The 19,777-nt window shown below is 66.2% G+C and carries 20 protein-coding genes and 1 pseudogene; 12 read left to right on the top strand and 9 right to left on the bottom strand.

Annotation, left to right across the window (positions count from 1 at the left end; genetic code table 11):
• Window positions 1-297, bottom strand: a pseudogene (locus DQW50_RS13520) (hypothetical protein); the annotation flags it as partial.
• Window positions 298-415: 118 nt separating this feature from the next.
• Between DQW50_RS13520 and DQW50_RS13515 the strand changes: the two are divergent.
• The 3 genes from DQW50_RS13515 to DQW50_RS13505 all read left to right on the top strand — a co-directional run bounded on the left by DQW50_RS13515 (window position 416) and on the right by DQW50_RS13505 (window position 3,334).
• Window positions 416-1,948 carry a M81 family metallopeptidase gene (locus tag DQW50_RS13515; protein ID WP_112079798.1) on the top strand — a complete coding sequence of 511 codons (1,533 nt, stop codon included), beginning with the start codon at window positions 416-418 and terminating at the stop codon, window positions 1,946-1,948.
• A 107-nt stretch (window positions 1,949-2,055) separates the two neighbouring features.
• Window positions 2,056-2,652: a ribonuclease HI gene (rnhA, locus tag DQW50_RS13510; protein WP_112079797.1), complete on the top strand. Its 597-nt coding sequence runs from the start codon at window positions 2,056-2,058 to the stop codon at window positions 2,650-2,652.
• Window positions 2,639-3,334 (top strand): hypothetical protein, encoded by a 696-nt coding sequence (locus DQW50_RS13505; protein ID WP_112079796.1) that lies wholly within the window; start codon window positions 2,639-2,641, stop codon window positions 3,332-3,334. The genes rnhA and DQW50_RS13505 overlap by 14 nt, the downstream gene beginning before the upstream one ends.
• Window positions 3,335-3,443: 109 nt before the next feature.
• Here the strand turns inward: DQW50_RS13505 and DQW50_RS13500 are convergent, their stop codons facing one another.
• Window positions 3,444-3,797 (bottom strand): PadR family transcriptional regulator, encoded by a 354-nt coding sequence (locus DQW50_RS13500; RefSeq protein ID WP_112079795.1) that lies wholly within the window; start codon window positions 3,795-3,797, stop codon window positions 3,444-3,446.
• Between the two features lie 343 nt (window positions 3,798-4,140).
• Here DQW50_RS13500 and DQW50_RS13495 point away from each other — a divergent pair, with 343 nt between their 5' ends.
• Together DQW50_RS13495 and DQW50_RS18655 are read left to right on the top strand one after the other, a co-directional pair.
• Complete coding sequence (locus DQW50_RS13495) at window positions 4,141-4,677, top strand: inorganic diphosphatase (RefSeq protein ID WP_112079794.1); 537 nt, start codon at window positions 4,141-4,143, stop codon at window positions 4,675-4,677.
• 136 nt (window positions 4,678-4,813) lie between these two features.
• On the top strand, window positions 4,814-4,936 hold the full coding sequence (locus tag DQW50_RS18655; RefSeq protein WP_255417641.1) for a hypothetical protein: 123 nt from the start codon (window positions 4,814-4,816) through the stop codon (window positions 4,934-4,936).
• Between the two features lie 59 nt (window positions 4,937-4,995).
• Here the strand turns inward: DQW50_RS18655 and DQW50_RS13490 are convergent, their stop codons facing one another.
• Window positions 4,996-5,808 carry a winged helix-turn-helix domain-containing protein gene (locus DQW50_RS13490; protein ID WP_112079793.1) on the bottom strand — a complete coding sequence of 271 codons (813 nt, stop codon included), beginning with the start codon at window positions 5,806-5,808 and terminating at the stop codon, window positions 4,996-4,998.
• Window positions 5,809-6,057: 249 nt separating this feature from the next.
• Between DQW50_RS13490 and DQW50_RS18650 the strand changes: the two genes are divergently transcribed.
• Complete coding sequence (locus tag DQW50_RS18650; protein WP_255417640.1) at window positions 6,058-6,189, top strand: hypothetical protein; 132 nt, start codon at window positions 6,058-6,060, stop codon at window positions 6,187-6,189.
• Window positions 6,190-6,202: 13 nt separating this feature from the next.
• On the opposite strand, the gene DQW50_RS13485 is transcribed toward DQW50_RS18650, so the two are convergent.
• Window positions 6,203-8,359, bottom strand: coding sequence for a caspase family protein (locus DQW50_RS13485; protein WP_112079792.1), 2,157 nt, complete (start codon window positions 8,357-8,359; stop codon window positions 6,203-6,205).
• A 197-nt stretch (window positions 8,360-8,556) separates the two neighbouring features.
• On the opposite strand from DQW50_RS13485, the gene DQW50_RS13480 reads away from it, so the two are divergent.
• The 3 genes from DQW50_RS13480 (at window position 8,557) to DQW50_RS13470 (ending at window position 11,633) form a co-directional block, all read left to right on the top strand.
• Complete coding sequence (locus DQW50_RS13480) at window positions 8,557-9,513, top strand: succinylglutamate desuccinylase/aspartoacylase family protein (RefSeq protein ID WP_112079791.1); 957 nt, start codon at window positions 8,557-8,559, stop codon at window positions 9,511-9,513.
• On the top strand, window positions 9,513-10,661 hold the full coding sequence (locus DQW50_RS13475; protein WP_112079790.1) for a pyridoxal-phosphate dependent enzyme: 1,149 nt from the start codon (window positions 9,513-9,515) through the stop codon (window positions 10,659-10,661). The genes DQW50_RS13480 and DQW50_RS13475 overlap by 1 nt, the downstream gene beginning before the upstream one ends.
• A gap of 63 nt (window positions 10,662-10,724) precedes the next feature.
• Entirely contained in the window at window positions 10,725-11,633 is a 909-nt protein-coding gene (locus tag DQW50_RS13470) for a ketopantoate reductase family protein (protein WP_112079789.1), read from the top strand.
• A 32-nt stretch (window positions 11,634-11,665) separates the two neighbouring features.
• Here the strand turns inward: DQW50_RS13470 and DQW50_RS13465 are convergent, their stop codons facing one another.
• Window positions 11,666-11,887 carry a hypothetical protein gene (locus DQW50_RS13465; protein WP_112079788.1) on the bottom strand — a complete coding sequence of 74 codons (222 nt, stop codon included), beginning with the start codon at window positions 11,885-11,887 and terminating at the stop codon, window positions 11,666-11,668.
• Between the two features lie 308 nt (window positions 11,888-12,195).
• Here DQW50_RS13465 and DQW50_RS13460 point away from each other — a divergent pair, with 308 nt between their 5' ends.
• Genes DQW50_RS13460 through DQW50_RS13450 form a run of 3 tightly spaced genes read left to right on the top strand, consistent with a single transcriptional unit; the run spans window position 12,196 to window position 15,493 of the window.
• Window positions 12,196-13,044 (top strand): CBS domain-containing protein, encoded by an 849-nt coding sequence (locus DQW50_RS13460; RefSeq protein WP_112079787.1) that lies wholly within the window; start codon window positions 12,196-12,198, stop codon window positions 13,042-13,044.
• On the top strand, window positions 13,044-14,858 hold the full coding sequence (gene glyS / locus DQW50_RS13455; protein ID WP_112079786.1) for a glycine--tRNA ligase: 1,815 nt from the start codon (window positions 13,044-13,046) through the stop codon (window positions 14,856-14,858). The genes DQW50_RS13460 and glyS overlap by 1 nt, the downstream gene beginning before the upstream one ends.
• 2 nt (window positions 14,859-14,860) lie before the next feature.
• Window positions 14,861-15,493 (top strand): dolichol kinase, encoded by a 633-nt coding sequence (locus tag DQW50_RS13450; RefSeq protein ID WP_112079785.1) that lies wholly within the window; start codon window positions 14,861-14,863, stop codon window positions 15,491-15,493.
• Window positions 15,494-15,547: 54 nt separating this feature from the next.
• Here DQW50_RS13450 and DQW50_RS13445 read toward each other — a convergent pair whose 3' ends face one another.
• The 4 genes from DQW50_RS13445 to DQW50_RS13430 are packed head-to-tail and all read right to left on the bottom strand — an operon-like array spanning window position 15,548 to window position 19,756.
• Window positions 15,548-16,582, bottom strand: coding sequence for an ABC transporter ATP-binding protein (locus tag DQW50_RS13445; protein ID WP_112079784.1), 1,035 nt, complete (start codon window positions 16,580-16,582; stop codon window positions 15,548-15,550).
• Window positions 16,582-17,742, bottom strand: a complete 1,161-nt coding sequence (locus DQW50_RS13440; protein ID WP_112079783.1) for an ABC transporter ATP-binding protein — start codon at window positions 17,740-17,742, stop codon at window positions 16,582-16,584. The genes DQW50_RS13445 and DQW50_RS13440 overlap by 1 nt, the downstream gene beginning before the upstream one ends.
• A gap of 2 nt (window positions 17,743-17,744) precedes the next feature.
• Complete coding sequence (locus DQW50_RS13435; protein ID WP_112079782.1) at window positions 17,745-18,761, bottom strand: ABC transporter permease; 1,017 nt, start codon at window positions 18,759-18,761, stop codon at window positions 17,745-17,747.
• A gap of 2 nt (window positions 18,762-18,763) precedes the next feature.
• Entirely contained in the window at window positions 18,764-19,756 is a 993-nt protein-coding gene (locus DQW50_RS13430) for an ABC transporter permease (RefSeq protein WP_112079781.1), read from the bottom strand.
• Window positions 19,757-19,777: the final 21 nt, after the last annotated feature.

Genomic DNA, 19,777 nt, shown 5'->3' with positions numbered 1-19,777 from the left:
GCGGGACTTCGACTGGCGCTCGGAGTGGTTGAACGCCCGCCACTCCGGGCCGGGGTCTATCTGTTCCTCCTCGATGATGAGTCCGGTCTCCTCGTGTATCAGTTCGCCGTCGGCCGTCCGGGTGAGCTCCGCCGGGTCGAGGTCGTCGGGGTCCAGCTCGTCGGGATCGACCTCCTCGACGTCCAGATCGTCGGGATCGGCCTCCTCGACGTCCACCTCGCCGGGTTCCGATCCCTCCGCGTCCTCGTCCCGCACGCGCTGCCGGTCGTGATCCCGTTGCCGGGTTGGCCGTGTCATCGCATTTATATACTAAGCCGACCGACTGCCTTAAAATTTCGTGAGCGATCGGAGGAACCCGACGACGAGGACCGCCGTTTCCCGTGGAAATATACCACCAGAAACACGTTTCAGGCGTATGCCAGCGGAGACCGTACTCGTAGGGAGTATTTCACATGAAACGAACACGTTTGCCGACGGTCTGACGACGCGTGAGGATTTCCAGAAACGCCGGGAACGGTTCGGTGAGGAGGTGCGTGCGGAACTCGCTGGAACGAACACCGGTGTCGGCGGGGTCATCGAGCTCGCAGCCGAGGAGAACGTGACCCTGATACCGTCGGTCGTCGCGAGCGCGACACCCGGAGCGACGGTCGAGCGGGACACGTACGAGTACTATCGAGATCGACTGCTCGCTGACGTTCGAGAGCACCGAGACGACCTGGACGGCATCGTCTTACCGCTACATGGGGCGATGGTCGTCGAAGGGTCGCATGACGGCGAAGGCCCGCTAGTGTCCAGTATTCGTGACGTCGGCGGCGACGAACTGCCGATTACGGTCACACTCGACTTACACGGGAACGTAACCGACGAACTCATACGGGAATCCGATGCGGTCATCGCCTACGAAACGTACCCGCACGTGGACATGGCTACGACGGGAAGACGCGGGCTCGACGTGTTGTTGGGGATGATTCGGGGGAATCGCTCCCCAGTAATGCACATCGAGCGGCCGCCACTGAGTCCCGTCACGCCGACACAGAACACTCGTGAGGGGCCGATGGCCGAAGTGATGGAACACGCACGCAGACTCGAAGAACGGGATTCGATCATCAAAGTCAACGTCTTCCCCGGATTCAGTCGAAGTGACGTCCCGTCGATGGGGTTCTCGATCCCGGTCGTGGCCGACGACGACCCGGATGCAGCGAAGGTAGCTTCGAGAGACCTCGCAGCGAAAGTCTGGGAGATGCGTGACGAGTTCGTCGGTGACTTCCCGGAACCGAAAGAGGCGGTCTCGAGATCGATCGAACTCGCTTCCGAGCTCGACGAAGACGACGGCCCCGTCGTTCTCGCGGACGTCGGGGACAATCCCGGCGGCGGCGGCGCTGCCGACGGAACGACGGTGCTACGGGAACTCATCGAGCAACGGGCGACGAACGCAGGGATGGCGATCATCAGAGATCCGGAGGTCGTCGAGACGTGTGTTCGAACGGGAGTCGGGCGACGAGTTTCCGTCACGCTCGGCGGGAAAACCGACGATCGCCATGGAGAGCCGATCGAAGGTCTGGACGGATACGTGAAGGGTATCACTGACGGGGAGTTTCTGAACTACGGACCGAAGGGCACCAACACGAGGAATCACCTCGGTCGTACAGTGCGGCTACAGTGCGGAGTCGACGACGAGATCGAGGTCATCGTTACCGAAAACCGAGTACAGCCCGCGGATACCGAGATCTGGCGTCACGTCGGCATTCAGCCCGAACGACTGTCGATCCTCGTCGTGAAAAGTACGAACCACTACCGGGCGGATTACGAGCCCCGTGCCAGCCATGTGATCCCCGTGAACTCCCCGGGATTGGCCGCGATGGATCCACGGCAGTTCGACCATCAACACATCCGGCATCCGAAGTACCCCATCGATCCGATGGACGGGAGCGAGTACCCGGACTGGTGAGGGAACGGGGCGGGGAGTGCCCTTGGTCAGAGTAGCTCACATGGCGACACGGCGAACCGACGGACGGACGGACAACGCTTTTGCTCGCCGGCACCGATCCGCGAGGGATGCCGACGATCGACTGCGATCCGGCCGACGCGCGGGCTCGACTGGAGGACGCCGACGTCCGGATCGACGCCGGGAACACCGCCCACGAGCGATGGCGCGCCGAGCGCGACGGGGCGGTCGCCGTCGCCTACGACGACAAGGTGGTCGTCCAGGGGAGCGACCCGACCCGACTGACGAACCTCCTCTCGGCGGGCGGCGGGCGCGCACACGTCTACTTCGACGGCGCGTCGAGGGGGAACCCCGGCCCCGGCGCGGTCGGCTGGTGTCTCGTCACCGCCGACGGCGTCGTCGCCGAGGGGAGCGAGCGGATCGGCCGCGTCACCAACAACCAGGCGGAGTACGCCGCGCTGATCCGCGCGCTGGAGGCGGCGGACGAGTACGGCTTCGACGAGGTCGACGTCCGGGGGGACTCCGAACTGATCGTGAAACAGGTGCGCGGTGAGTGGAACGCGAACGACCCGACGTTACGCGAGAAGCGCGTCCGGGCCCGCGAGCTGTTGGCCCGCTTCGACCGCTGGTCGCTCGCGCACGTTCCGCGGGAAATAAACGCGCGCGCCGACGATCTGGCGAACGAGGCACTCGATGACGCGAACTGACGACGAACCACCGGAGTGGGCGAGAGAACGGGCCCGGGAGCTGATGGCGACCGAGGACGAGGGGGTCGGCGAGTCGGTCGAAGACCGCGAAATCGGGGCCGACACGCCGGACGAGGAGGGAACGGGGCGGGTTCCCGACGTTCCACGGGAGGTCGTCGAGGAGGCCGAACGGCTCACCCGGCTCGCGCGCGACGCGGTCGACCCCGCGGCTACGGAGGGGTACCGCGACCGTCGGGACGAGCTGGTGACCGACCACGAGTACACGCCGCGGCTCCGCGAGGAGGACGACACGCTCGTGTTGTACCCCGAGGAGTGGATGGAGTCGGGGACGGTCCAACTCGATCGGGTCGAGGACACGGACCGGGCCGTGGAGGTGTCGCTCTCGGGGCCGGGCGACGCCGACCGCTACCGCGAGGTCGCCGCCTACAACGACGCAGTCGTCGACGCGGTCGCCGAGCGGGCAGGCGGTGTCCACGCCGAGACCGCCCGGAGCTTCGCGGCGTTCATGAGCAACCACTACGTGCGCGCGGTCGACGACGCGACGCCGGAGATGCGCGCGGAGTTCCGCGAGGAGTTCTTCCCGCGGAACGCCTGGCCGACCGACGAGCAACGGACAGCCCTCGAGGAGTCGCTCGAGACGATAGAGCGCGTCGCGGCCGCGCTCGACGAGCCGGCGCCGTAGCGGAACCGCGGTCACGCCCGAAACCGTCGCCTGTGAGACGAGCCGAACTGACGAGGCCGTGGCTCGCGGGGTGGAAAAAACGGGTCCGGCCCTGCCTGCCGGAAAAGGCCTACGTCTCGATGAGCGCCCGTACTTCGGCTGCGCGGGTGTCGTCGGTTACGAAGCGGTCGAGTACCCACTCGAGCTGGCCGAGGACGACGTCGTGACCGGCGTCGGTGAGCGCGTACTGGTTGGTGCGCTTGTCGAGCTCGCTCTTCTCGATGAAGCCGTCCTCGACGAGATCGTCGAGGTTGGGGTAGAGGCGCCCGTGGTTCACTTCCGAACCGTAGTACGCCTCCAGCTCCCGTTTGACCGCGAGCCCGTACATCGGCTCCTCGGCGAGGATCGTTAGAATGTTCTGTTGGAACGCGGTCAAGTCGTGCGCAGTCGTCGTCGCCTCCGGAACCGATCGTGCCTCTGACATGCTGGATAGAAAGGTTCCCTAACATATAACCTTTCTCAACGTTTATCGAATTTACGACCTCTCGACGAGGCCTATCTCGACGAACGGGCGTTTCGGCCGATCGATCCGGCGTTTCCGTGTGATGAACCGATAACGGGGGAGAAACGATCCGTCGGCGTCAGTCGGGCATACATATACTGTGGACGGTGAAACCGGTTTTTCGGTGACGGATCCACGATCGGCTGTCGGTTCCGATCCGCCAGGACCTTCTCGAGAGAATATCGAACGCCTCTCGAGCGAATAGCGCGAACGGTTCGAGTCGTGCCGAAAGCATTTTCCACGCGTTCGTCGCAGTACTCGATACATGGTAAACCTCTGGGAGGACCTCGAGACGGGGCCGGACGCCCCCAGCGAGATCTACGCGGTCGTGGAGTGTCTCAAAGGCGAGCGCAACAAGTACGAGTACGACAAGGACGTTCCGGGCGTCGTCCTCGATCGGGTGCTCCACTCGAACGTCCACTACCCGTACGACTACGGGTTCATCCCGCAGTCGTACTACGACGACGGGGACCCCTTCGACGTGATGGTGCTCGTCGAGGACCGGACGTTCCCCGGCTGTATCATCGAGGCCCGCCCCGTCGCGCTGATGAAGATGGACGACGACGGCGAGCAGGACGACAAGGTGATCGCGGTCCCGACGGAGGACCCGCGGTTCGACCACGTCGAAGACCTCGAGGACATCCCCCAGCAGATCCGCGACGAGATAGACGAGTTCTTCTCGACGTACAAGAACCTGGAGGAAGGAAAGGAAGTCGAGACGCTGGGCTGGGAGGACAAGGCGACGGCGAAGGAGGCCATCGAACACGCCCGGGACCTCTACGACGAGGAGTTCGGAGCCTGACTGCGGCTATCGGCTCCCGAAGCGAGGCGGTGGCGGCCCCCGAGCGATAACCGGCGCGTATGGTTCCCGTCTTTTCCGATGCGTTATGCGTATGGGTAATTTTTAGGGAGTGGAACTGCTACTGTCCGGTAGAACCATGACGGCAACCACCACGTCGTTCGGCATGGATCACCCGACGGTCGTGCCGGTCAACTTCGACCCGGAGCGACGCGACCGGACGGACGATCGCGAGTCGGACGGTGCCGAGGGGTCCGAGTAGTTCCTCGTCGCGGAGACGACGGGTGGCTCCAGTCACCTCCTTCGAAACGGGACGGTAGTTCACTCGTGTGTCGGGGACGACTCTCCGATCACCGTCGAGAGCGGCGTGGCCTCCCTCGCGAGCGCCTCGAACCGCTCGTCGGCCCACTCGCGGACCGTCTCGTTTCCGGACTCGAACACACAGCGCGGGTTGTTGTGCTCGTCGTAGGCGACCACGCAGGCGAGGTCGTCGTACCGGAGGATCCCGTAGCCGATCGGGTCGGGCGCGACGTACACCGCCGCGTCGTCGTCCGTGATCGCACGGTCGGTCGCGGGACCGAACGCCCCGATCGACGTCTCCAGTACCTCCCCGTCGATCACGAGCTCCATCGTCGCGCCGCGATCGAGCGCCGTGGCGGCCGCCTCGTTGTACTGGGCGGTGACGATCGGCGAGACGGACCGGACCGCCGATCCGCCGGAGTCCCGGATCAGTTCGACCACGCGGTCGAGCGCGGCGAGCGGGTCGCGGTCGGTCGCGGCGGTGAGTTCGCCCGTCTCGAGCCCGTCCGCGGGGAACCCCGCACCGGCCCGCTCCAGGTCGGCAGCGAACCGTCCGTAGCGGTCGGCGCGGTCGATCTCCGAGAGCAACGCCTCGTAGGTGTCGTGGACGCGCTCGCCCGTGGGCGTCACGTGGTAGGCACCGTCGCGTTTGACGACCCACCGCCGCTCGCGGAACCCCGACAGGATCCGCTGGACGGTGGTTCGCGTCGCGTCGACCGCGTCGGTGAGGGACGCCGGTCGCCGCGGGTTCCGGTCGAGCGCCCGGAGGATCGCGACCCGTATCGGCGACCCGGCGAGGTATCTTGCGTCGTCGTGTCCGCTGTCGGACGCCATCGTCTCTCACGGGATACGAACACCCGGGTGATAATCGTGTCGTCGGAGGACGCCGCCACGGACGCTATCGACGGGGATCCGTATCCGACGGGGAACGCGCCCTCGCGACCGTGGGGACCGAGTTCCGCAGTGACGTGAACCGTGTTAACGGCCGAACAAATTTGTTTCTCTTAGATGTAGATTCAAACATCTAGAACGTACCACTTCGTATAAGACTAGAACTTAATCTCACGCGCGTTCTGGTGTAATATGCCCGAAAGTGTTGCGGCATACCTGGCAGAGCACCCGAAGATGACCGGCGTCCTGTTCACCGCCCTGCTGTTGTTGACGCAGGCGGCCCCCGCGGCAGCGAACGCGGCTCAGGCGACGCCCGGCCCGTAAGACGAGATACGGATCAAAGCGGCAACAGTTCGTCGCTCCAGTGGAGTTCGTCCTCGAAGAAGACGGGTAGCGTTTCGAGCTGAAGCAGACCAGTCAACCGCTCGGAACTGAGCCCGGCTATTCTCGCGTCGGTCGGAACGGCATAGTTCTCGGAGACCCCGTCGATCGTCGGGCTGTACATGCTCCCCACGCCGTACGGCCCGTTCGGGTACGCCGACATCGTGAAGTCCCACGTCGAGCCCGCCGGTTCGATGTCGACGACGATCGCGATCCCGCTCCGGCTCTGACAGATCGTGGTCGCGCCGTCGCCGACGACGATGTACTGGTGGCCGGTGAGCAGTTCCCGTTTCGCGACGTGTAGTGCGGTCCGGAGGTTGAACCCGCTGTTCATCAGCCGGGCGACGATCCGGCCGAGCTTCGTCGCCGGCGAGTTCGCGACGTCGCTGAGCGTCACGATCCCGCCGCGGCTCCCGCGATGGATCAGCGCCTCCCCCTGCTCGTAGGACTGACAGGCGTTGAGGAGGAACGCGCTGACGCTGACCCGGAGGTCCTCGCGCGTGAGATCGAGGTAGGCGTCGGTACACTGCATGCCCCGGTCGTCGACGTGGCCGACGTAGTGGAGGAAGTCGACGTCCGAGGCGAGCACCTCCCGCATCTCCGCGCGAGTGAGGTCGTGGCGCACCTCGATGTCGAACTGGACCATGTCCCGGAGCCCGTAGAGCTCCGACACCTTCCCCTCCTCGCGCATCTGCTCGTCGTTACAGACGACGAGCACCGAGATGCGCGACTGCTCGACCGTGTCCGTCTCCAGCCGTCGGCGGTAGGCGTCGAGCGTGGCCTTGTTCGCGTCGAGGGGAACCCCGTCGCCGACCCACGCGTGTTCGACCGTCTCGACCGGCTCGGGACGGACGAACTCGGCGGACCCGAGCACTGCCCCGCGGTCGCCCGGGGCGTCGGCCCCGCGCGGTCCCACCCCGCGACGGACCGGATCGTCGCCGAGGTCGGGACCGTCGCCGAGGTCGGAACCGTCGTCGACGCCCGCCCCGCCGCGGACGAACTCGGCGGGCCCCGGGTCCGGCGCTCGGAGGAAGCCGATCCCGCCGCCGGGACCGGTCTCGGCCGGCGTGACCGTCCCCGGCGACCGGACGATGGAGAGCTCCCCGGCCACGAACGGGAGCGACTCGACGTTGTCGGGGTCCGGCCGGATATCCGTCGTGAGCGTCCATTGCGGGAGCTCCGGTTCGATCCGCTCGAACGGCACGTCGAGGTACGCCCCGAGCCGTTCGGCGAGGGGGGCCTCGTACAGCGCGGCCCAGTCGAGGTCGGCGACGGTCGTCGCCCGCTCGTGGAGGTCGACCGGGTAGAACCCCTCCGTCCGGGTGATGCAGTCGAAGTGGAACGACTGTCGGAGGACCTCCGCAGCCCGCCGCTCGACGTCCGGTTCGAGCGGGTGCTCCCAGCCGTCCCCCTCGATCCGCGCGACGGACCCCGGAACCACCTCGGCTGCGAAGTAGTACGCGAGCGGAACGACGGGGTAGAGGTCCCGGTAGGCGGGCGGAACCACGATCCGCACGCCGCTTTCGGGCCGCTCGATCCGGTCCGGCACGTGGAACGTTTCGCCCGGCTCGATGAGCGGCGGGTGGCCGCGGAGCGTCGGGAAGGAGCGCTCCGGGCTCGTCGTCCCGAGCGCCGACCCCAGACACGAGACCGCGTCCAGCAACGACTCGGGGTCCGTCGGCGTCGTGATCGTCCCTGCCGGTCGCTGGTGGAGCGACCTGAACCCGAGGGTCACGTCGGCGACCGCCTCGAGGTCGATCCGGGTGGTTCGGTCCGTCGTGGTGACGGAGAATCCGGACTCGAAGAACGAGTAGAGCTTCGTCGGGGCGGGGTCGATCCCGAGGTGGTACTCCCCGGTTGGCATCGAGAGGTCGTCCCCGCGGGCGAGCAGGGTTCCGTCGCTGGAGCGGGCCTCGACCACCGCGATCCGCGGGATCTCGATCGAGCCGGCTTCGACGGTCACGCTGGCGTCGACCGGGAAGTAGTGCTCCTCGACCGGCGACGGCCGCGGCGTGACCCGTCGGTCGGTGTAGAGTTCGAACTGCGTGTTCTCGATGTGGTCCGTGACCGTGAGACCGGGCGCGTCACACAGCGGGTCGATGTCGATACTCATGTGCGGTGGTCTGCGATCGGCCGCCGGGACAGCGGTGACTACCGCCCGTTCGACCGAAGCGAGTGTAAACCTTGTGTCGCGGAGCGGTCGACACCGCTCGGCGGGGACGCTCCGGACCGCTCGTCATCGGTCGAGCGGGCGGGCGGAAACCGCCGCCGACCGAACGGATAAAGGGGTCGCCGACCCACGTCCGCGTAATGATCACGCTGGGTACGGCGCGAGCGTCCCCGGGCGAGACGGACACCGGCCGTCTCGAGGTGGGCGAGACGCGGGACGGGAGCCCGGTCCGGCTCCCCGTCGCCGTCATCAACGGATCCGAGGAGGGGCGAACCCTCTACGTACAGGCGGTCAGCGACGGCGACGAGCTCAACGGGCTGGGCGTCGTGAACCGGCTCGTTCCACGGATCGACCCGACGGAGCTGTCGGGCGTCGTCCTCGTCGTCGGGATAGTCAACTACTTTGCGTACCAGGTGGCCGAACACCGGAACCCGATCGACGACCGGAAGATGAACCGCGGCTACCCCGGCGACGCCGAGGGCACGACGAGCGAACGGATCGCGCACGCGACCTTCGAGGAGGCGAAACGCGCCGACCTGATCGTCGACCTCCACCAGGGGTCGACGAGCCGCATGATAAACGAGACGCGGGTCCGCTGCGGGATCAGACACCACCTCCACGGGGACTGTCTCGAGCTCGCGAAGGTGTTCGGGTGTGGATACGTCCTCGATATCAAGGGGCCGGACGGCCAGCTCGCGCGGGCCGCCCCCGACCAGGGGGTCCCGACGATCGACCCAGAACTCGGCGGCTGCGTCGGCTGGGACGAGGAGTCGATCCGATACGGCGTCGAGGGGACGTTCAACGTGCTCCGCCACTACGGCTTCCTCGACGGGAATGTCGAGGTCGAACGGCAGGTCCGGGCCCGCGGGTTCGACCAGTACGGGTCTCCGGCGGGCGGGCTCGTCCGGTTCGAGGCCGACCTCGGCGATCGGGTGTCCGCGGGCGAGACGCTCTTCGAGGTCACCGACGTGTTCGGCGGGCGAAAGGGTCGGGTGACCGCCGACGCCGACGGGGTGTTCTGGCGGACCCGACGGCTCCCGCAGGTCGCCGCCGGCGAGTACGTCTGCTCGGTCGGGACCAACGTCGACCGATACTGATGACCGGACCCGACCACGCCGACGACGCGCCCCGACCACTCGTGTGTCCCGACTGCGGAACCACGTTCCCGGACCGCTGGCGCTGTACGTGCGGCTCCCCGCTCGAGTTCGCGGATCGGCCGCTTCCGCCGGGCGGGCCGCCGGACCCCGACGCGTTCGACGCGCGGTCCGGCCTGTGGGCCTTCGAGGAGTTCGTCGCGGTCGGCGACGACCCGGCCGACCGGGTGACCCTCGGCGAGGGGTCGACGCCGCTCGTCGACGCCGACCGCTGGAACGCCGAGTTCAAACTCGAGTACGTCTTCCCGACCGGCTCGTTCAAGGACCGCGGCGCGACGACGACGCTCACGCGCGCCCACGAACTGGGCGTCGAGCGGGTCGTCGAGGACTCCTCGGGCAACGCCGGGGCCGCGATCGCGACGTACGCCGCCCGCGCGGGGATCGACGCCGAGGTGTACGTCCCGGCCGACGTGAAGGAGGCGAAGCTCCGGGCGATCCGGCGGGCCGGCGCGACGCCGGTTCGGGTGGACGGCTCGCGGGCGGACGTGACCGACGCGTGCGTCGCGGCCGTCGAGGGCAGTAACGACGGCGCCGGCACGGACGCCTGGTACGCGAGCCACGCCTGGAACCCCGCCTTCTTCGAGGGGACCGCCACCGTCGCCTACGAGATCGCGTACCAGCGTGACTGGGAGGCGCCCGACGTGGTCGTGACTCCCCTCGGACACGGCACCCTCTTTCTCGGCGCGTACTGGGGGTTCGAGCGACTCCGCAGGGCGGGCTGGATCGAGTCGGTCCCGCGGCTCTACGGCGCGCAGGCGGCCGGGACCGCGCCGATCGTCCGTGAGCTTCACGGCCCCGAGACTGCCGATCCCGACGGGAAACGCAACGATTCGGCGGACGGGATCCGGATCGCCGAGCCGGTTCGACGGGACGGGATCCTCGAGGCGGTACGCGCGACCGGCGGCGACGCGGTCGCGGTCACCGGAGCGGCCGGCGAGCGGGAGCTCGACCGGCTCCACGCCGCGGGCTTTTACACCGAGCCGACGTGTGCGGTCGCGCCGGCCGCCCTCCGCGACCTCCGCGACCGCGGGGCCATCGACGCGGACGAGGACGTCGTCGTCCCGCTGACCGGAAGCGGACTGAAGGGCTGACGGCCCGGGAACGACGCCCCCGCCACCGACACCGCTTTTCCCCGAGGGATCGTTCGGCCGCGCATGGAGGTGCTCGTGTACGGTGCCGGCGCGCTGGGCAGCCTCGTCGGCGGGCTGCTCGCGCGCGCACACGAGGTGACGCTCGTCGGCCGGAACACGCACATGCGGCGGGTCCGCGAGGAGGGATTACGGATCGACGGGGCGATCGAGGCGTGCGTCCGACCGCGCGCGGTGACGGACGGGTACCACCGCTCGTCCGACCTCGCGCTCGTGACCACGAAGGCGTACGACACGGACGAGGCCGCCCGGGCGATCGGGACCGGGGAGCACGGCGCGGTCTGCTCGCTTCAGAACGGGCTCACGGAGGAGCGGCTCGTCGCGGCGCTCGACGCGCCGGTCCTCGCGGGGACGGCGAGCTACGGCGCGCGACTGCTCGAGCCCGGACGCGTGCGGTGTACGGGCGTCGGCGAGGTCGTCGTCGGGGCGCTGGCCGGCGGGGAGAGCGCGCTCGCGGGGCGGATCGCCCGGGCGTTCGTCGACGCCGGGATCGAGGCGGTCGCCACTGCCGACATGCCCCGACGGCGGTACGAGAAGCTCGCGGTCAACGCGGGGATCAACGGCCCGTCGGCGCTCGCCCGGGTCACGAACGGGGAGACGGTCGAGGGGCCGGCGGGCGGGATCGCCCGCGAGGCGGCACGCGAGGTCGCCCGCGTCGCCCGGGCCGAGCGGGTGGACCTGACGGAGTCGGCGGCGGTCGACGCGCTCGAGCGGGTCGCCCGCGACACGGCGACGAACCGCTCGTCGATGTCCGAGGACGTCGCGGCCGGCCGGCGGACCGAGGTCGACGCGATCTACGGGGCCGTCGTCGACCGCGCCGACCGACGGGGCGCGTCGGTGCCCACGTGTCGGACGCTAGCGTCAGTGATCCGGGCGTGGGAGGCGGGGCGGGACCTCGGGGAGGAGGAGGAGTAGCCCGAGAACGGACGGTCAGCGGACCACAGCAGTCAGCACCACTCCTCGAGGACGGTGGCGTTCCGCTCGTCGACGGAGAGCCACGCGTTCTCGCGGGAGACGTCGGCGATGACGAGTTCCGGTCGCGACGAGGAGGAATCGATCGACGCCATCACGTCGGTCGAGGTGGGGGTCGTCGCCTCCGCGTCCGTCGGCAGGCGCGTCGGCCGACGGTCGGGGTCCGGGTCGTCCCAGGGAGTGGAACTCCGTGACATGGTTGTCATTAGTTCACAGTCAGTCAAAAGGGTTGCGAACCACGGATCGGGACCCGCCGGAAAACGCGGCTATTCGTGCCGGGAGCGATGACACGGGCGAGCGATCCCCGTCGATCCGGCGCTCGTGGAGGGAAACGGCGACCGTCGGCCGAACGACGAACCGGAGACGCCGACCGTCGGCCGAACGACGAACCGGAGACGCCGGCCGTCTCCGACGGAGACGGTGGACGAGACGCCGGCATCGATCCGGTAGCGCGCCTCGGTCGCCCTTCGGGGGATACAAGAGGAGCGACGCTGAAAGACGGGGCATGAACGTAGCAGACGCCATGACGCCGCGGGCCGACCTCGTCGTCGTCGAGATCCCCGGGAGCCGGAACGACGTGTTGGAGTACCTCCAGGAGTACGGCTTCTCCTCGGTCCCCGTCGTCAAGGACGTCGACGGCGAGGAGGTGTACCGTGGCCTCGTCTCCCGGGACGACCTCATCGACCAGCCGGACGAGGACCAGCTCGCGCTGTTGATGCGCGAGGTGCCGACGACGACCGCGGGCGCGACGATCGAGGAGGCGGCTGCGACGATGGTCGCCGAGCGTTCCCGGCGGCTCCCGGTCGTCGACGGCGACGACCTCGTCGGGATCCTCACCGTCACCGACGTGGTGCGGGCGATCGCCCGCGGCGAGGTCGACGGCGACGAGCCGGTCGGCGGACTCGCAACCCCCCAGGTCAACGCCACCCACGTCGAGACGCCGCTACCGGTCGCGGAACGGGAGATCGGGCTCGCCGGCGTCCCGTACGCGATCGTCCTCGACGACGACGCGGACATGGCGGGGATCCTCACGGAGGTCGACGTGCTCGAGGTGGCCCGCGTCGTCGAGGGCGAGGCGAGCACGGGCGATTCGATCGCCGAGCAGGACTCCGAGTGGTCCTGGGAGGGGATCAAGGCGACGGGCGCGCGCTACCTCCCGACCCGTAACGTCGAGATCCCCGCGGGCGCGACGCGCCACTTCATGACCGAGGACCTCGTCACCGTCGCCGGCACGCGGACCGCGAGGGAGGTCGCCAAGGAACTGATCTCCAACGACATCGAACAGGTCCCGCTCGTGAACGGGACGGAGCTGTCGGGGGTCGTCCTGGATATCGACCTCCTGGAGGGTATCTGATGGCCGGCGCGGACCTCGTCGAGCTCGCGAAGCGGCGCGGGTTCTTCTTCGGCGCGAACGGCGCGTACGGGGGCACCGCGGGGTTCTACACCTTCGGTCCGCAGGGCGCGGCGCTCAAACGCAACCTCGAGGAGGCCTGGCGCGACCGATTCACGCTCCAGGAGGGGAACCGCGAGATCGAGGCCCCGACCGTGATGCCCGAGGCGGTCTTCGAGGCGTCGGGCCACCTCGAGGGGTTCGACGACATGCTCGTCGAGTGCGGCGAGTGCGGCGAGTCCCACCGCGCGGACCACCTCGTGGAGGACGCCACCGGGATCGAGGACGCCGAGGCGCTCCCGGTCGAGGAGGTCGAGGAGCTGATCCGCGACCACGACGTCGCCTGCCCCTCGTGCGGCTCGCCGCTCGCGGGCCGGGACGTCGAGGACTTCAACCTCATGTTCGCGACGGCGATCGGCCCGGGCGACGGCCAGCCCGGCTACCTCCGCCCGGAGACCGCCCAGGGGATCTTCGTCGAGTTCCCCCGGCTGAAGGAGTACGCCCGCGGGAGCCTCCCGTTCGGGATCACGCAGATCGGCCCCGCCTACCGCAACGAGATCTCCCCGCGGGGCGGCCTGCTCCGGCTCCGCGAGTTCACCCAGGCCGAGCTCGAACAGTTCATCGAACCCGAGGCCGACGAGCCGCCGCTCGAGCGCGTCGAGGACGTCGAGGTCCGGCTCTACCCGGCGACCGAACAGGGGAAAGAGGACGGCGAGTACCTCGACACCACGGTCGGCGAGGCGGTCGCGGACGGGGTCGTCGGCTCGGCGTGGGTCGGCTACTACCTCGGCGTCGCCCAGGAGTGGTACGAGCGGGTCGGCGTCGACATGAACCGGTTCCGGTTCCGCCAGCACCTCTCGGGCGAGCGCGCCCACTACGCCGCCGACTGCTGGGACGCGGAGAGCGAGGTCGACGGCGACTGGATCGAGATCGCCGGCTTCGCGTACCGCGGCGACTACGACCTCTCGAAACACGACGCCTACGGCGACGACTCGTTCACCGTGTTCAAACGCTACGACGAGCCGAGAACGGTCGAGCGCGCGACCGTCGACCCCGACATGTCCGTGCTGGGCCCCGAGTTCGGCGGCGACGCCGCCGCGGTCGCCGAGGCGCTGGAGAGGCTCGCCGGCCGCGACCCCGACGCGTTCGAGGGCGAGACCGTGACCGTCGCGGTCGGCGACGGTGGGAACGACGACGGGACTCGCGAGGTCGAGGTCGACGCGGAGGTGGCGAACTTCTCGGTGGAGACGGTCACCGAGAACGGCGAGCACATCACGCCGCACGTGGTCGAGCCGTCCTTCGGCGTCGGCCGGACCGTCCAGACGCTTTTAGCCCACGCTTACGAGACCGACGAGGTCGACGGCGAGGAGCGGACGTACCTCTCTCTGGCCCCCGAGATCGCGCCGCGGGACGCCGCGGTGTTCCCGCTCGTGACGAACGACGATCGGCTCACCGACCTCGCCGAGCGCGTCGCTGCCGACCTCCGCACGGCGGGGCTGGCGGTCGCGTACGACGACTCCGGCTCCATCGGGCGGCGCTATCGCCGACAGGACGAGGTCGGCACCCCCTTCTGTGTGACCGTCGACCGCGACGGGGTCGAGGGCGACGGCCCGGAGACCGTCACCGTCCGCGAGCGCGACTCGGCAGCCCAAGTGCGGGTCCCGGTCCCGGACCTCGCCGAGGAACTGACCGCGCTCCGTGCCGGCGGGACGTTCGCAACCCTGATCGACCGCTACGGCGTCGTCGAGACCGACGTCGAGACGGCGGCAGAGAGCTGACCGTGGCGCTCCCGGGGACAGCCTGGCGCGAACGCGTGGAATTCGAGCGGCGGCTCGTCCACGCCGGCGGGACGCTGTACCCGGTCCCGTACCTGCTCGGATGGCTCTCGTGGACGGAGACCGCAGTGCTGCTCGCAGCCAGCGTCGTCCTCGTCGCCGTCTTGGAGTTCCTCCGGCTCGTCGTCGGGCTCGACCACGCCGTGTACCGGGCACTGACCCGGGAGTACGAGGCTGACGCGGTCGGCGGCTACGCGCTCTACCAGGTCAGCATGGCTGTGGTCGCGCTGCTCGCGACCACCTCCGTCGCGAGCCCGACGCTCGCGGTCCCGGCCATGTGGATGCTCTCGATCGGCGACCCGGTGAGCGGCGCGCTCGGCGTGAACGGCCCGCGGGAACCGAAACGCCCGCTCGTGTGGGCCGCGATGTTCGTCGTCTGCGTCGCGGTCGCCGTCCCGTTCGTCGTCCCCGCGTTCGGCACGGGGGCGGGCGTCGCCGTCGCGGTCGCCGGCGCAGTGGCCGCGACGGTCGCGGACGGGATCCCCACGATCGTCCGCGGGGTCGCCGTCGACGACAACCTCACGATCCCGCCGGCCGCGATCGCCGGGATGGTACTCACCGTTGTCGTGGTTGCCTGAGTAAGTCCGGAGACGACGGTCTACTGGAGAGATTAACGTCGGCCAACCGCTGATTCACCGTATCGAGTCACTCTCCCAGTACTCGTGGTCCGGGACGACTCGGAAACAGGCGCTTCGGTGGTCGGTTTGGTTCGTGAACTTCTGTAGGATCGGCTGCTGGTTCTGGCAGACGTCGCGAGCGTACTGACAGCGGGTATGAAACCGACACCCGGACGGCGGATCGCTCGGTGACGGCACGTCACCCGGCAGGAGCTCAACGTCCTTGTGCCGTTCTTCGGGCGTGACCCGCGGGACGCTCTCCAGCAGTGCCTCCGTGTAGGGGTGTTGGGGGTCAGCGAATATCTTATCCGTCGGTCCCTTCTCGACGAATTCACCGAGATACATGACGCCGACTCGGTCCGCAATGTGACTGACGACGGCGAGATTGTGACTGATGATCAAGAACGTCAGGTCGTACTCGTCCTGTAGCTCCGTGAGTAGCGAAAGGATCTGTGCTTGGACAGAGACGTCCAGTGCGCTCACCGGTTCGTCGAACACGATCAGGCTCGGCTCTATCGCGAGCGCACGTGCGATCGCGATTCGTTGTTGTTGTCCGCCGCTGAATTCGTGTGGATATCGATCGACGTACTCCGCGCTTAGGCCGACCTCTTCGAGCAGTTCCTTCGCACGGTTCCGTCTGTATTCGGCGTCTCCAACGTCGTGAATCAAGAGCGGTTCGGAGATTATGTCTCCGACCGGCATACGCGGATTTAGACTTGAGTTCGGGTCCTGAAACACGATCTGCGTTCGACGTCTGAACTCATGACGTTCGTTCCGGTTCTCCGATGTAACTGGATATATCGGGTCACCATCGAACGAAACTTCGCCGTTCGTCGGTGTGCGAAGGTTCAGGATTGCTTCGGCTGCGGTCGATTTTCCACAGCCGGATTCCCCGACGATCGCGAACGATTCACCCTCGTTGATACCGAATGAGAGTCCGTCAACCGCTTTGATGCTCTCTCGTTCGGCCATCAGTAACCGATCAGTGATCGTATCGTTCGTGTAGTAGTACTTCTCCAGTTCTTTAACCGTGAGTAGCGGTTTCGTCATCAATCGTCCTCCGCTTCGATGGAGAGAGACTCGTGGTCAGTCCGTTCTTCCGAATCGACGAGAACACACTTGGCCGTGTGATCAGGCGCGATATCGACGTCGTCAGGGTTCGCAGAGAAGCATTCGTCCAGTGCTTCGGGGCATCGATCCGCGAAATAACATTCATCACCCATTTCTTCGTCAAACAGGTTCGGAACGTTCCCGCTTATCGGGTCAAGCACTTGATCGTGTATCGATATCTCCGGAACGCTTCGTATCAATCCACGCGTGTACGGATGTGCTGGCGTATCGAGTATCTGTTCGATGTGAGCGTACTCGACCACTTCTCCGGCGTACATTACGCTGACGTGCTCGCAGGCCCGAGCAACGACTCCCAAGTTGTGAGTGATTAATATGATGCTCATTCCCGTCTCGTCTTGGATGTCAGCCAGCAACTCCAGTATCTGAGCCTGGATAGTGACGTCAAGCGCTGAAGTGGGTTCGTCCGCGATGAGAACGTCAGGATCGGCCGCCAGCGCCTGTGCCAAGATTGCCCGCTGAAGCATACCGCCGGAATACTGGTGGGGATACTCGTCGGCTCGTTGGTCCGGATCCGAGAGTCCGACCATCTCGAGGAGCTCGACGGCCCGCTCACGGCTCCGATCCGAAACGTATCGGTGCGAGTCGGAGACAGTACTCAATAGGAGATCCCGCAATCCGTACTCGTTAGTGGTGTCAGTATCGGCGTCGATCCGTCTCTGAACCTCGACGGCCTCGGCGATCTGTTCGCCGACCGTATAGGAGGGATCGAAGCTCTCCATCGGATCCTGAAAGACCATGCTGAACGAACGTGCGCGAAGGCTACGACGAACTTCATCGGGTAGAGTGAGTACGTCTATGAACGGCCCGTCCGTCTCGACTGCGGGGTCTGCCCCGTACTCGTCGAGTAACGAAGGGTTCCGGTACCAAATCGATCCGCCGTCGACGCGTCCCGGCGAGTCGATCAGCCCCATGATACAGAGGCCGGTCACACTTTTTCCACTGCCGGACTCCCCGACGATACCTAGTACGTCGTTCTCGTACAAGTCGAGGTCGACGTTCTCTACCGCGTTGATCTGGCCCTCGTCGGTGTAGAATCGAACCTTCAGATCCCTCGCTTTGAGGAGTTTCTTTTCACTCATGGTTATTCGATCGCACCTCCAGTATCGATGTCAGGGTCGAGAGCGTCCCGAAGCCAGTCCCCTAGCAAATTGACGCCGATGACGGCGATCACGATCGCGAGCCCCGGGAAGAACGAGATCCACCAAGCGGTTCCCATGTACTCCCGGCCGAAGGCGATATCGAATCCCCACGACAACGTAACCCCCGAGAATCCCAGGAAGGAGAGGACGCTCTCCAGAATGATCGCCGAGGCGACCCGGATCGTGGCGAGAACCAATACGGGGGTCAACGCGTTCGGGAACAGGTGTCGACGAATGATCGCCGTGCTACTGGCACCCGACGCTTTTGCCGCCCGAACGTAGTTCTGATTTCGAAGCGAAAGAGCCTCACTCCGGGCGACACGGGCGAAATGGTCCCACGAGAAGAGGGCGATGACCAGCGTGATCGCTCCCGGGAGGACCGTCGTCTCCGGCATGTCGGCCGCGAGTCCGAGCGAAACGAACGGATCCGGTACTGAAACCGGTATCGATCCGAATATCCCGATAATGGCGATCGCCAGTACCAGTCCGGGAATCGAGAGTCGGACCTCGATCAATCGCATGAAGAGGTCGTCAACCCAGCCCCCGTAATATCCGGAGGTAAGTCCGAAGGCGGTCCCAGCAAGAAAGGCCAACAGGGTGCTGGCGATACCCACCACCAGAGAGATACGAGCACCATAGATCACTCGTGACAGGACATCGCGACCCAACGCGTCGGTACCGAGCGGATGAGCCAGCGTACCCGTGTTCGTCACCGTCTCCGTGGTCTTTTTTTGTTCGAGTCCGTCTAATTCGACGGTCTCTTCAGTGACCTCTTGAGAAACCAACATCGGAGGCTGATTGGAGAGATCCGAGCGCTGTTCGGTGGGATCGTGTGGAGCGAGCAACGGAGCGAAGATTCCCGAAAAGACGATGAGCAAGATACACATGACACCGATCTTCGGAAGTACGGACCTGTACAACACGTCACGTAGGCTCTGAAGGGTTCGTTTTGAGAACATGATTATCCCTCCAGATCGACCGTCGGGTCCAGCGCAGTGTACGTGATATCAACGAGGAAATTGACTGAAACCCACGAGATCGAGACAAGGATCAGATATCCTTGAATGATCATCCAATCACTATTGGTCAGTGCGTCGATGATCAAGGAGCCAACACCCGGCCAGGCAAACACTACTTCGGTGACGATCGAGCCACCGATCAGGTACCCGACCTGAAGGCCGACGACCGTAATGACTGGGAGCATACTGTTCTTCAATGCGTGTTTGTACAGAACTAGCGTTTCCGGGAGACCCTTCGCACGGCAGACCTGAACGTACTCCTGTCCGAGTTCCTCAAGCATTTCGCTCCGGGTGAGTCGCGTTATCAGCGCCATGAAGTACGTCCCCAGCGTGATCGATGGAAGGATGATATGTCGGATCCACGTCGTCAGTCCTCCGACATCGCCATCGAAGAACAACATCGCCATCGCGGTAGCGAATCCGGTTCCACGTCCGCTCGTTGGGAGGAAGCCGACCTGAACCGAGACCACCATGATCAGCATGATACCCAACCAGAAGTTTGGAGTACTGATCCCGAGAAGGGAACCTAACGTCGCGCCGTAATCCAGCGGTTCATCCCGGTTCGTCGCGCTGATAACGCCGAGTGGTATGGCAATACCCAGAGCGATCACCGTCGCGACGATCGCGAGTTCGATCGTTGCCGGGAGTCGCTCAATGAGGAGTTGACTGACGGACGTGCCACGGACGTATGATTCGCCGAGGTCACCCCGCAGGACACCGCTGACATAGTCGATGTACTGGACGTGGAGCGGTAGATGTAATCCGAGCTCTCGGGCGACCCGCTCCCGTAGTTCCGGCCCAGCGGTCGGTGGAGTCATCACGTTTACCGGGCTACCGGGAGTGATATGTCTGAGACCGAATATGAGTGTGATCGCGCCTAACACGACTAGAATGCCGTGAGTAAACCGCTTGAACAGGTATTTCGCTGAGATCATGATCTCTCTTTTTTTATTGAT

The sequence above is a fragment of the Halorubrum sp. 48-1-W genome, from assembly GCF_003287355.1.
Lineage (GTDB): Archaea > Halobacteriota > Halobacteria > Halobacteriales > Haloferacaceae > Halorubrum.
The sequence above is the reverse complement of the archived record's forward strand: the minus strand, read 5'-3'. Positions and strand labels throughout refer to the sequence as shown.